Source organism: Streptomyces montanus (assembly GCF_005786655.1).
In the GTDB taxonomy this organism is placed as follows: domain Bacteria; phylum Actinomycetota; class Actinomycetes; order Streptomycetales; family Streptomycetaceae; genus Streptomyces; species Streptomyces sporangiiformans.
Genome location: NZ_VBZC01000039.1, coordinates 57121 through 69244, shown reverse-complemented (window position 1 = coordinate 69244; position 12124 = coordinate 57121). Strand labels below are relative to the sequence as shown.

Annotated in this window: 13 protein-coding genes and 2 pseudogenes; 9 read left to right on the top strand and 6 right to left on the bottom strand. The window is 70.5% G+C overall.

Annotation, left to right across the window (positions count from 1 at the left end):
- Positions 1-6: 6 nt before the first annotated feature.
- The 4 genes from FE633_RS30300 to FE633_RS30285 all read right to left on the bottom strand — a co-directional run bounded on the left by FE633_RS30300 (position 7) and on the right by FE633_RS30285 (position 3699).
- Positions 7-1098, bottom strand: a complete 1092-nt coding sequence (locus FE633_RS30300) for an amidohydrolase family protein (protein ID WP_138048363.1) — start codon at positions 1096-1098, stop codon at positions 7-9.
- A gap of 47 nt (positions 1099-1145) precedes the next feature.
- Positions 1146-1940 (bottom strand): amino acid ABC transporter ATP-binding protein, encoded by a 795-nt coding sequence (locus tag FE633_RS30295; RefSeq protein WP_138048384.1) that lies wholly within the window; start codon positions 1938-1940, stop codon positions 1146-1148.
- 83 nt (positions 1941-2023) lie between these two features.
- The gene (locus tag FE633_RS30290) at positions 2024-2872 is read right to left on the bottom strand and encodes an amino acid ABC transporter permease (RefSeq protein WP_138048362.1); all 849 of its coding nucleotides are present in this window, start codon (positions 2870-2872) and stop codon (positions 2024-2026) included.
- On the bottom strand, positions 2869-3699 hold the full coding sequence (locus FE633_RS30285) for a transporter substrate-binding domain-containing protein (RefSeq protein ID WP_138048361.1): 831 nt from the start codon (positions 3697-3699) through the stop codon (positions 2869-2871). Before FE633_RS30285 ends, FE633_RS30290 begins: the two co-directional genes overlap by 4 nt.
- Positions 3700-3943: 244 nt before the next feature.
- Here FE633_RS30285 and FE633_RS30280 point away from each other — a divergent pair, with 244 nt between their 5' ends.
- The 9 genes and pseudogenes from FE633_RS30280 to FE633_RS30235 all read left to right on the top strand — a co-directional run bounded on the left by FE633_RS30280 (position 3944) and on the right by FE633_RS30235 (position 10713).
- On the top strand, positions 3944-5050 hold the full coding sequence (locus FE633_RS30280; RefSeq protein ID WP_138048360.1) for a pyridoxal-phosphate-dependent aminotransferase family protein: 1107 nt from the start codon (positions 3944-3946) through the stop codon (positions 5048-5050).
- A 134-nt stretch (positions 5051-5184) separates the two neighbouring features.
- On the top strand, positions 5185-5865 hold the full coding sequence (locus tag FE633_RS30275) for a class I SAM-dependent methyltransferase (protein ID WP_212747298.1): 681 nt from the start codon (positions 5185-5187) through the stop codon (positions 5863-5865).
- A pseudogene (locus FE633_RS30270) lies at positions 5844-5978 on the top strand (YciI family protein); the annotation flags it as partial. The gene FE633_RS30275 and the pseudogene FE633_RS30270, both read left to right, overlap by 22 nt.
- Before the next feature lie 187 nt (positions 5979-6165).
- Positions 6166-6390: pseudogene (locus tag FE633_RS48755) on the top strand (YciI family protein); the annotation flags it as partial.
- A gap of 85 nt (positions 6391-6475) precedes the next feature.
- Positions 6476-6982 (top strand): GNAT family N-acetyltransferase, encoded by a 507-nt coding sequence (locus FE633_RS30255; RefSeq protein ID WP_138048359.1) that lies wholly within the window; start codon positions 6476-6478, stop codon positions 6980-6982.
- A gap of 75 nt (positions 6983-7057) precedes the next feature.
- On the top strand, positions 7058-7783 hold the full coding sequence (locus FE633_RS30250; RefSeq protein ID WP_138048358.1) for a DsbA family oxidoreductase: 726 nt from the start codon (positions 7058-7060) through the stop codon (positions 7781-7783).
- Positions 7784-7899: 116 nt separating this feature from the next.
- Entirely contained in the window at positions 7900-8949 is a 1050-nt protein-coding gene (locus FE633_RS30245; protein WP_138048357.1) for an aminotransferase class V-fold PLP-dependent enzyme, read from the top strand.
- Positions 8950-8994: 45 nt separating this feature from the next.
- A complete protein-coding gene (locus tag FE633_RS30240; RefSeq protein WP_138048356.1) occupies positions 8995-9612 on the top strand; it encodes an RNA polymerase sigma factor in 618 nt (205 codons plus the stop codon).
- A gap of 36 nt (positions 9613-9648) precedes the next feature.
- Positions 9649-10713, top strand: a complete 1065-nt coding sequence (locus FE633_RS30235) for a maleylpyruvate isomerase family mycothiol-dependent enzyme (protein WP_138048355.1) — start codon at positions 9649-9651, stop codon at positions 10711-10713.
- A gap of 78 nt (positions 10714-10791) precedes the next feature.
- Here the strand turns inward: FE633_RS30235 and thpD are convergent, their stop codons facing one another.
- Complete coding sequence (gene thpD / locus FE633_RS30230; protein ID WP_138048354.1) at positions 10792-11679, bottom strand: ectoine hydroxylase; 888 nt, start codon at positions 11677-11679, stop codon at positions 10792-10794.
- A gap of 6 nt (positions 11680-11685) precedes the next feature.
- Positions 11686-12084, bottom strand: coding sequence for an ectoine synthase (locus FE633_RS30225; protein WP_119102440.1), 399 nt, complete (start codon positions 12082-12084; stop codon positions 11686-11688).
- Between the last annotated feature and the right edge of the window lie 40 nt (positions 12085-12124).

Below are 12124 nucleotides of genomic sequence, written 5' to 3'. Positions count from 1 at the left end.
GTCGGCCTAGCCGACCACCCGCCCGTTCAACACGATCCGCCGAGGATCGGCCAGCACCCGCACATCCGCCCGCGGATCCCCGTCGTACACGACGAGGTCGGCCGGTGCCCCCTCCTCCAGGCCGGGCCGCCCCAGCCAGGCCCGCGCTCCCCACGCCGTGGCCGACAGTGCCTCGACCGGCGGGATGCCCGCGGTCACCAGCTCGGCCACCTCGCCCGCCACCAGCCCGTGCGCGAGCGAACCGCCGGCGTCGGTGCCGACGTACACGGGGATCCCCGCGTCGTACGCGGCGCGCACGGTGTCGTACCGCCGCTCGTGGAGCCGTCGCATGTGGTCGGACCAGCGCGGGTACTTGGCCTCGGCGCCGGCCGCGAGGAGCGGGAACGTGGCGATGTTGACGAGGGTGGGGACGATGGCGACGCCGCGCGAGGCGAAGAGGGGGATGGTCTCCTCGGTCAGGCCGGTGGCGTGCTCGACGCAGTCGATGCCCGCCTCCACCAGATCGCGCAGGGAGTCCTCGGCGAAGCAGTGCGCGGTGACGCGCGCGCCCAGACGGTGGGCCTCGGCGATCGCCGCCTCGACCGCGTCGCGCGGCCAGCAGGCGCTCAGGTCTCCCGTCCCGCGGTCGATCCAGTCGCCCACCAGCTTCACCCAGCCGTCGCCGCGCCGGGCCTCCTGAGCGACGTACGCGACGAGATCGTCCGGCTCGATCTCCCACGCGAAGTTCCGGATGTAGCGGCGCGTGCGGGCGATGTGCCGGCCGGCGCGGATGATCTTCGGGAGGTCGTCGCGGTCGTCGATCCAGCGGGTGTCGGAGGGCGAGCCCGCGTCCCGGATGAGGAGGGTGCCGGCCTCGCGGTCGGTCAACGCCTGCTTCTCGGAGACGTCGTCCGCCACCGGGCCATGGGTGTCGAGCCCGACGTGGCAGTGCGCGTCGACGAGGCCGGGCAGAGCCCAGCCCTGGACGGTGCGGACGTCACGGGCGCCGGCCGGGCGCTCGTACGAGATCCTGCCGCCGACCACCCAGAGTTCGTCGCGGGCGTCGTCGGGGCCGACGAGCACCCGCCCCTTCACGTGCAGCACCGTGTGATCGCTCATGGACCGCACCCTAGTTCGTCGCCGCTTTTTCGTGCAGTGTGCAGCCGCTACAGGCCCTTGTCGTCCTTCAGGCCCTTGTCACCCTCCAGGCCATTGTCGTCCTCGACGTCGGCCATCGCCGGGTCGAGGAGCCGGGACAGGAAGTGGCGGGTGCGCTCGTGGGCGGGGTTGGCGATGACCTGCCCGGGCGGGCCGGCCTCGACGATCACCCCGTCGTCCATGAAGACGACCCGGTCGGCGACCTCACGCGCGAAGGTCATCTCGTGCGTGACGACCATCATGGTCATGCCCTCGTTCGCGAGCATGCGCATGACCGCCAGTACATCGCCGACGAGCTCCGGGTCGAGCGCCGAGGTGGGCTCGTCGAAGAGCATCACCTCGGGGCCCATGGCGAGCGCGCGGGCGATCGCCACGCGCTGCTGCTGGCCACCGGAGAGCGCGGACGGGTAGGCGTCCGCCTTCTCGGCGAGTCCCACGCGCCGGAGGTTGTCGGCGGCGACGCGCGCCGCCTGCGCCTTGTCGCGGCCGAGTACGCGGCGCTGCGGCAGCGTGAGGTTCTCGGTCACCGACAGATGCGGGAACAGGTTGAACTGCTGGAACACCATGCCGATGCGACGGCGTACGGCGTCGATGTCCACGTCGGGGTCGGTGACCTCGATGCCGCCGACGAAGACCTGGCCCTTGGTGGGCTCCTCCAGGAGGTTCACGCACCGCAGCAGCGTGGACTTGCCGGAGCCGGACGGGCCGATGACGCACACGACTTCGCCGCGGCCGATCTCCAGGTCGATGCCGCGCAGCACCTCGTTGTCGCCGAAGGACTTGTGCAGGCCCCTGACCTGGATCTCGGGGTTCGACGAGTCCGACGGGTTCGACGGGTTCGGCGGGTTCGGCGAGGGGTTTCCCGGGCTTTCTGTGCTTTCCGTGCTCACTTGGTGGCCTCCTGGGCCTTCGCCTCAAGACGGCGTACGACGAAACCGAGCGGGACCGTGACCAGCAGATAGCACAGGCCCGCGACCAGGATCGGCGTGGAGTTGGCACTCTGGCTGGCCAAGTCGCGGCCGAACTTGGCGAGTTCGCGCTCTTCGAGCGTGACCCCGAGGAACAGCACCATCGAGGAGTCCTTGAAGAGGAGCACCAACTCGTTGGTGAGCGGCGGGATCACGATCCGGAACGCCTGCGGGATGATGATCGAGACCATGGCCCGGGCGTGCGAGAAGCCCAGCGAACGGGCCGCCTCCATCTGTCCCTTGGGCACCGCCTGGATGCCCGCCCGGATCGTCTCGGCCATGTACGCGGCGGCGACCAGGCCGAGGGCCAGGGCCACCTTGCCGTACGTTCCGCCGATGATCTCCGTGCCCGGGAACGCCAGCGGTACGCCGACGCCCACGAATACGAAGATCAGCAGGGCGGGCAGGCCGCGGAAGATCTCGATGTAGACGCCGGCGAGCCAGCGGTACGGACCCACGGACGACAGCCGCATCAGGGCGATGACCACGCCGAGCACGAGGCCGAAGGCGAAGCCGGACAACGTGTAGAGCACGGTGTTGCGCAGCGCCAGCGTGATGATGTCCGGGAACAGCTGCTTGGCCAGGTCGGCTTGGGCGAACTGGTTCTGCAACTGGCCCCAGTCGGCGCTCGCGCCGATGGCGACCAGGGCGGCGACGAACACCACGTACTGAACGCCGCGCGACACGGCACGCTTCTGGCGCCTGGTCAGACCTGACTTGCGGGGCTGGACGCGGACTTGGGTGTCTGCCTCTGCCTGGCCGCTCATGAGCCGGAGGACTTGCTCGGGTCGTACGGGCCGATCCACTTCTCGTACAGCTTCTTGTACGTGCCGTCGGCCTTCGCGTCCTTGAGCGCCTTGTTGAGGGCGTTGGCGAGTTCGGTGTTGCCCTTCTTCACCGAGAACCCGTACTGCTCACCGGTGCTGAGGTTGTCGACGATCTCGAAGGCGCCGGCGTTGGCCTTGTCCTTCAACCACCCCTGGACGACCGGGTAGTCGATGATGACGGCCTTGACCTGGCCGGTACGCAGGCCGTTGAGGACCGCGTCGGAGCTCTCGAAGGAGACCGGGTTCAACCCCTTGCTCTTCGCGTACTCCTCACCGGTGGTCTGCGCCTGGGCGCCGAGCTTCTTGCCCTTCAGGGCGGCGAACGAGTCGATGCCGCTCTTCTTGTCGACCAGGACGGCCTGGGTGGCGTCGAAGTACGGGTCGGAGAAGTCGACGTTCTTCTTGCGCTCCTCGGTGATCGTCATGCCGGCCGCGGCGAGGTCGCACTCACCGGAGTTGAGGAACGCGCCGGTCTTGAAGTTCTCGAAAGGCGTGTCGAGGATGTCCTGCTTCACGCCCAGGTCCTTGGCGACCAGATCGACGAGCGCCACGTCGAAGCCCTGCACCTTGCCGTCGATCTCCGACTGGAAGGGCGGGTACGGCAGGTGCGTGCAGGTGGTGAGCCGGCCCGCCTTGACTAGCTTCACCCCCTTGACGGTCGCACCTCCACCGTCGTCCGAGGAGGTACATCCGGCCACGAGCACCACCCCGGCCGTCGCGGTGGTGGCGGCCAGTATGCGGGTTCGGCGTCCGAGGGCCGTGTACAAGGAGGACCTCCTGAGGGGACCTGTTGAGGAATTTTGCCGTCCGATTATAAGGAAGGCTTTACCCCCCTCAAATCATTCCCATGGTCGGCCGGCCGTCCGGCCTGAGATTTTTCGGCACGGGAGGCAGCACATCGCCCGCGCCGCACGTCGGATTTGCCGCCGGATACGCTCGAACTCGCGTACTGGAAGCGCCTGATGCGCGCACCTGACGAACCGAAACCCAGAGCGAAGAGAGCACCGCACCATGACCCATCCCTTCCTGGACCTGGCGCCGCTGAGCGCCGCGCGCTTCGCGGCGATCGAGGACCGCGTGGCACGGCTGCTCTCCACCGAGCAGGACGTCGTGATCACGCAGGGCGAGGCGTTGCTTCCCCTGGAAGGCTGCATCAGGGGCGCCGCGGGGTCCGGGACGACCGCGCTGAACGTGATCACCGGTCCGTACGGGCAGACGTTCGGGAACTGGCTGCGGGACTGCGGGGCGACCGTGATCGATCTGGCCGTGCCGTTCCATACGGCGGTCACGGCCGCGCAGGTGCGGGAGGCGTTCGCCGAGCACCCCGAGATCGACTTCGTCTCGCTGGTCCATGCGGAGGCGGCGACCGGCAACACCAATCCCGTGGCGGAGATCGGTGCGGTCGTACGGGAACACGGTGCCCTCTTCATGCTCGATGCCGTGGCCTCGGTGGGGGCCGAGCCGTTGCTGCCGGACGCGTGGGGTGTGGATCTGTGTGTGATAGGGGCGCAGAAGGCGATGGGCGGGCCCGCGGGCGTCTCGGCGGTGTCGGTGAGTTCGCGGGTGTGGGCGCGGATGGCGGCGAACCCGCGGGCGCCTCGGCGTTCGTATCTCTCCCTTCTGGACTGGAAGGAGCGGTGGATCGACGGCGGTCGCACGGCGCTGCTGCACGCCCCGGCGCAGTTGGAGATGCTCGCGCTCGAGGCCTGTGTCGAGCGCATCGAGGCGGAGGGGTTGGCGGCGGTGATGGCCCGCCACGCGACGGCCGCGGCGGCCACCCGTGCCGGGGTGGTGGCGCTGGGCGGGGGCCTTGAGCCGTATGTGTACGAGGCCCGCGAGGCGGCGCCGGTGGCCACGACGTTGCGTACTCCTGCCGGGGTCGACGCGGCGGAGTTGGTGGCCCGTGCGCTGGCTGCCGATCCGGTGCTTCCGGTGGTCGCGGGTGGGGGTGCCCTGGCCGGGGAGATGGTCCGGGTCAATCACTATGGGCCCGATGCGACGCGGGGGGCTGTGCACGCTTGTGTCGCCGCGTTGGGCGCGGCGCTGGCCGAGTCGGGACGGGCGGTGGATCTCGAGGCCGGGCGCGGGGCGGTGACGGAGGTGTGGGCCGCGGCCTGAGGGGTTTTCGCCTGCTTCGGTCGGCCAGTGCTGTGCTCGGCGGTCAGCCGTCATCCGGCGTCGGCGGTCAGCCGTCATCCGGCGTCGGCGGTCTGTCGTCATCCGGCGTCTACGCTGGCCGGGGAGGCGGAGTTGTGGCGGACGAGAAGGAGCTGGGCAAGGAGCTGGGCGAGGTCCAGCGCTTGCACTGGCAGGAGACGTACACCGCGCATCCGGGGATGTACGGCGAGCAGCCGTCCGCGCCCGCTGTCCACGCCGCCGGCGTGTTCCGCGCCGCCGCGGTGAACGACGTACTGGAGCTCGGCTCCGGCCACGGCCGCGATGCCCTCTTCTTCGCCCGTGAAGGCTTCACGGTGCGGGCCACCGACTTCAGCGCCACTGGCCTTGATCAGCTGCGGGCCGCCGCCCGGGCCCAGGACGTCACCGAGCGGGTCACCACCGTGGTGCACGACGTCCGAGACCCGCTGCCGCTGCCGGACGCCTCGGTGGACGCGGTCTTCGCGCACATGCTGCTGTGCATGGCGCTGTCGACTTCGGAGATCCACGCTCTCGTCGATGAGGTGCGCCGCGTCCTGCGGCCGGGCGGAGTGTTCGTCTACACCGTGCGGCACACCGGCGACGCCCACTGTGGCGCCGGCGTCGCTCATGGCGACGACATCTACGAGCACGGAGGCTTCGCCGTGCACTTCTTCCCCCGCGACCTGGTCGATGCCCTGGCCGACGGGTGGCGGCTGGACGAGGTCTTCCCCTTCGAGGAGGGTGACCTGCCCCGTCGCCTGTGGCGCGTCACCCAGACCCTGCCGCGAAGGAGATGATCGCCCGCGGCCCGACCTTCGCCGCCGACGGCGAGACGCCCACCGGCAGCGTGCACATCGTCGTCCTGCCCGATCCCGCCGCCGCCCGCGCGTTCGCCTTCGACGAGCCCAACTAGGGCCTGTCCGGCGGATCATGCCGGGGCTGCGGGGTCTGGCACGCACATCTGCGGCGTTGTCGTCAGTCGCCGACGCTCCGCGTCGACTCCTTCCTCCGCCTTGCAGCTGCACGCACCAGACCCCGCTCACCCGTGCTTATTGCGCGCCGTCAGCTGGAGTCGGCATGATCCGCCGGACAGGCCCTACCAGGCCGGCGTGTACCGGGACGTGCTGCTGCGCCGGTGGCGCAACACGCTGGGGCGCACCATGTGGGATTTCCTCCGGTGGACCGACCGCGGGCAACCGGTACCTGGTGATCGGCCTCGGCTCGGGGCAGGCCGTCGACCTCGCCGTGCCGCGCGACCGTGACGAGCTGATCGCGTCGACATCGAGGTCCACGACTGGCAGTTCGGCGGGCGGCGGTCATGAACCAAGGACGCCCGTGCCGGCTCGGGCGCCACGGGTACCGAAGCCGGCTCGGAACCGCACCCGCTCCCGCCACGTCCTCCGCGGCATGATCAGAACGCACCGAACCGTCGAGGCCCTGGTGATCAGGACCGCCCTGACCGCCGAAGCCGCGGACGTGGCCGAACTGCACGGGCGGGCCCGCGCCACGTACTACCCCAACGGCCTGCCGGACGACGGCACCGACTGGCCCGCCGTCTGGCGCGGTGCCATCGAGCGCCCCGACACCCATGTGCTGTGTGCGGTACGAGCGGCCCGTCTGGTGGCCGTCGCCTCCTTCCGCACCGCCGAAGGCGCCCCCGCCGACTCGGTCAAGCTGTTCCAGTTCCACGTCGACCCCGGCCACTGGCGCTCCGGTATCGGCGCCGCGCTGCACGCGGCCTGCGTCGAGCAGTGGCGGGCCGACGGCAAGCGGACCGCGACCCTGGAGGTGCACGCCGACAACCAACGCGCGCAAGCCTTCTACGCGCGCCGGGGCTGGCTCCCCGATCCGGAGCGGCCGCCCGTCGAGGGCGGGCACCACCTGTCGCTGGGCTACACGGTGCACGGGGAATGAAGCCAGCCGGTTGAATGTTCACACACCGAGCGGAGGGAGCCTCCGCGTACCCGTACGACCTGGAGAGCCGAAGACATGCGCGTCGAGATCTGGAGCGATATCGCCTGCCCTTGGTGCTACGTGGGCAAGGCCCGCTTCGAGAAGGCGCTCGGGGCCTTCCCGCACCGCGACGAGATCGAGGTGGTGCACCGTTCCTTCGAGCTCGACCCGCACCGGGCCAAGGGCGAGACGGAGCCCGTCCTGAAGATGCTGACCAAGAAGTACGGGATGAGCGAGGCACAGGCGCGGGCCGGTGAGCAGAACCTGGGCGCGCAGGCCGCCGCCGAGGGACTGGAGTACCGCACCGAGGGCCGCGACCACGGCAGTACCTTCGACATGCACCGCCTCCTCCACTTCGCCAAGGAGCAGGGCAGGCAGGACGAGCTGATCCAGGTCCTGTACCGGGCGAACTTCGCCGAGGAACGGTCCGTCTTCGTGGACGCCGACGCGTATCTGATCGAGCTGGCCGTCGCCGCCGGGCTCGACGCGGACGCGGCGCGTGAGGTGCTCGCCGATCCGGCCGCGTACGCCGACGAGGTGCGCGCCGACGAACGGGAGGCGGCCGAGCTGGGCGCGAACGGCGTGCCGTTCTTCGTCCTCGACCGTAAGTACGGCGTCTCCGGCGCCCAGCCCGCCGAGGTCTTCGCGCAGGCACTGGAGCAGGCGTGGGGCAGCCACTCGCCGCTCAAGCTGATCCAGCAGGACGGCACGGACGACGCCGAGGCCTGTGGCCCCGACGGGTGCGCGGTGCCGCGGCACTGATGCGAGGCGGACGGCGTGCATCGGCGCAGGTCGGCGGCCATGCATAAGGGTTCCTAAGGGGATCCACGCAAAAAATCGCAATGGACTTGGACTTCATGGGGCAGCAGAGTGGATCCATGGAGACTCTGGAGACTCTCGTCCGTGCCGAGTTCGCCCCGAAGACCGTCTACCTGAACACCGCGAGCACCGGGCTCCTCCCGGTACGCGCGGTCGACGCCATGCGCAGCGCCGTCCAGTCCGTGGCCGACGGACAGCCCTCCGACATGTTCGCTGACATGGAGGCGGCCCGGGCCTCCTTCGCACGGCTGATCGGCGTTCCGGCGCACCGCGTCGCGGCCGGGGCCTCGGTCGCCGTCTACACGGGTCTGATCGCGGCGTCGCTGCCGGAGGGCGCCGAGGTCGTCACCGCCGAGGGCGACTTCAGCTCCACGGTGAACCCGTTCCACGTCCGCGAGGACCTCAAGGTGCGCACCGTCCCGCTGGAGAGCCTCGCCGAGTCGGTGCGGCCGGGCACGGCGCTCGTCGCGGTCAGCGCCACACAGTCCGCCGACGGCCGGATCGCCGACCTGCCCGCGATCCGCGAGGCCGCGCGGGCCCACGGCGCCCGTACGTACATCGACGCGTCCCAGGCCGCCGGCTGGCTGCCGTTCGAGGCCGACGCGTACGACTACACGACATCCGTCGGCTACAAGTGGCTCGTCTCCCCACGCGGCGTAGCCTTCCTCGTCGTCCCGGAGGACCTCGGCGGTCTCACCCCGCTCTTCGCGGGCTGGGTCGCGGGCGAACGCCCCTGGGATGCCTGCTACGGCCCGGTCGAGGAGCTCGCCCACTCCGCGCGGCGGTACGACGAGGCCCCGAGCCTCTTCTCCTACGCGGGCGCCCGGCACTCCCTCGCCCTGGTCGAGGAGATCGGCATCGAGGCCGTACGGGCCCATGACCTCGCGCTCGCCGACCGCTTCCGCGCGGGACTAGCCTCCCTCGGCGTGGCGCCGGTGCCCGCGCCGGGCTCGGCCATCGTGTCCGTGCCCGGACTCGGTCACCGGCAACGCGAGCTGAGCCGTGCGGGGCTCGAAGTGTCCGACCGCGCGGGCAACTTGAGGGCCGCCTTCCACTTGTACAACACGCCCGCGGACGTGGACCGCCTCCTCGACGTCCTGTCCGGCTGACCCCTGGCGCGGGACCGGGCGGGGGCGCTAGGAAGGCACCACGAGGTGGTGGTGCCGGTGGAGCAGACCCTCCACGAGTACGAAGGGCCGCCGGCCGACGCGGAGTTGCGGCGGCGGCTGGTGTACGGGGACGAGTCCGCGCTGAGCGAGGCGTACGCCGCGTACGGCGGACTCGTCCGGGCGGTGGCCGTCCGCGTCACGCACAGCCCGGCCGCCGCCGAGGACGTGGCGCAGGAGGTCTTCGCCCAGCTGTGGAGCAGGCCGTACGGGTTCGACGCGCGCCGTGGCTCGCTGCGCACCTGGCTGTCCGTACTGGCGCACCGGCGGGCCGTGGACTGGGTGCGCAGTGAGGCCCGGCATCGCAAGGCGGCCCACGCCGACGACTCGGCGCTGCAGGCGATCCCCGACGCGGGGCCCGGCCCGGACGAGGCGGTCGTCGACCGGGAACGCTCCCTCCTCCTGCACACCGCGCTCGCCGAACTCCCGCAGACCCAGCGGGAGGTGGTGCACCTCGCGTATTTCGCGGGCCGCACCTACCGCCAGGCCGCCGTCGAACTCGGCATTCCCGAAGGCACCGCCAAGACCAGACTGCGCTCTGCCCTGCGCAAGCTCGCGGAGTCCTTGGCGGAGCCACCGGATCCGGCATGGGAGAGGGGCGCATGATGGATGCGGCAGGGAAACGGGGAAGGGAGGTGCGCGGTGACCACTGACCACGACGGGGTGCGGGCACTGCTGGGAGCCTGGGCCTTCGGGGCGTTGCCCCCGCAGGAGGAGAAGGCGGTTCCGCTGCACCTCGGCGAGTGTGAGAGCTGCGCGGCGGAGGCGGAGCGGCTGCGGGAGACGGCACGGCTGCTGGGCGGGCCGCGGGGAACAGCCATGATCAACGGCTGTGCCGAGCGGGGTGGCTCGAGCCCCGGAGAACCGGAAGGTCTTCTCGCCCTCGCCCTGCGCTCCCGGCCCGCCGCGCCGCGTGTCGCCTCGCATGCCGCGCCCTACGCCGGCGCCGTCGCCGGACTCCAGGCGCTGCTGCGGGAGTTGGCGGGCAGCGAGCCGTCATGGGGCACCCCCGTCGTGCACGACTGGGACGTCCACGCCACGGTCGGTCATCTGATCGCCGCCGACGAACCGTTCGCCCGCAGCCTCGGTCTCGACCGGCGGGAACCGGTGACGCCCGCGGCCGAGGACACCCCGTGGGAGGTGGCCTGGAACGTACGGACCGCCGACGTCATCGCGTACGAGCGGCGGCGCACCCCCGAGGAGACGGTGGCCGCGTGGGCGGCGCAGGCCGACGCGCTGCTGGCGACGCCCGAGGCCCTGGATCCCGAACGCGCCGCGCACGCCCTGACGCTGATGGGGATCCGGCTTCCCGTCGCCGACCACTTCCTCGTGCGGGCCTTCGAGACGTGGATCCACACGGACGACATCGGCCGTGCGCTCGGCCTCGCCGTGCCGCCGCCCCCCGGCCCTCATCTGTGGCAGCTGGTCCGCCTGGCCGTTCGCATCCTCGGTATGACACTGGGGACGACCGCTCCCCCGGTGCTGTTCACGGTGGCCGGCGAGGAGGGCGACGAGCGCGACGACGCCCAGTGGGTGCTCGGCTCCGAGGACGAACCGGTGCGGGCCGAACTCGTGCTGGAAGCTGTCGACTTCTGCCTGCTCGTCGGCGGACGGTACGCGCCCGACGAGGTCCCGAGGGGCACGTCGGGCGACGAGGCCGCCGTACGGAACGTACTGGAGCGGGCGGCGGCGCTGTCCTGGCTGTAGGCCGCACGAGGGGCGGCACCCTCACCGAGGGTGCCGCCCCATCATCCGCAGGTCACCTCACCGGGGTGAAGCGTGCGGTCACTTCACCGGGGTGAAGTCCCGGGCCCCGATGAACTCGGGCCGGCGTACCGGCGCCGCGAACGGCTCCACGGCCAGGTTCTCCACGCTGTTGAACACGATGAACACGTTCGACCTCGGGAACGGGGTGATGTTGTCCCCCGAACCGTGCATGCAGTTGCAGTCGAACCAGGTCGCCGATCCGGCCCGCCCCGTGAAGAGCTTGATGCCGTGCTGGGACGCGAACTTGGTGAGCGCCTCGTCCGAGGGCGTGCCCGCGTCCTGCATCTGCAGCGACTTCTTGTAGTTGTCCTTCGGCGTGGCCCCCGCACAGCCGAGGAACGTCTTGTGCGACCCCGGCATGATCATGAGACCGCCGTTGGTGTCGTAGTTCTCGGTCAGCGCGATCGAGACGGACACGGTGCGCATGTTCGGCAGACCGTCCTCGGCGTGCCAGGTCTCGAAGTCCGAGTGCCAGTAGAAGCCGCTCGCACCGAAGCCCGGCTTGACGTTGATCCGCGACTGGTGGACGTACACGTCCGAGCCGAGGATCTGCCGTGCCCGGCCGACCACGCGCTCGTCGCGGACGAGCCGGGCGAAGATCTCGCTGATCTTGTGGACCTCGAAGACCGAACGGATCTCCTGCGACTTCGGCTCCACGATCGAGCGCTCGTCGGCCCGGATCGCCGGGTCGCTCACCAGGCGCTCCAGCTCGGAGTGGTAGAGGGCGACTTCGTCGTCGTCGATGAGCTGCTCGATGGCGAGGAAGCCGTCGCGCTCGTACGACTCGAGATCGGCCGGCGCGACCGGGCCCGGCGCGTCAGGCGCGCCCCACACCACCGGGTCCTGGCGCGGTACGGACACCTCGGCGGCGCCGCGGCTCGGATAGAGATCGGTGAGCGTGGTCATGAGTTATCAGACCTCCTCGGTCAGCAGGGGGTATACGCCGTTCTCGTCATGGTCCTCCCGTCCGGTCACCGGCGGATTGAAGACACAGAGGCAACGGAAGTCCTCCTTGATCTTCATCGTGTGCTTCTCGTGCCCGTCGAGGAGGTACATGGTGCCGGGGGTGATGGTGAACTTCTCCCCGGTCTCGTCGTTGGTGAGCTCGGCCTCGCCCTCGACGCAGACGACGGCCTCTATGTGGTTCGCGTACCACATGGACGTCTCCGTACCCGCGTACAGGGTCGTCTCGTGCAGGGAGAAGCCGACCTTCTCCTTGGCGAGGACGATGCGTTTGCTCTCCCAGGTGCCCGACTCGGACTTGACGTGCCGGTCGGTGCCTTCGATGTCCTTGAACGAGCGGACTATCACGGTGCTGCGGTACCTCTCTCTCCTGCGTTCAGGCCTGCTT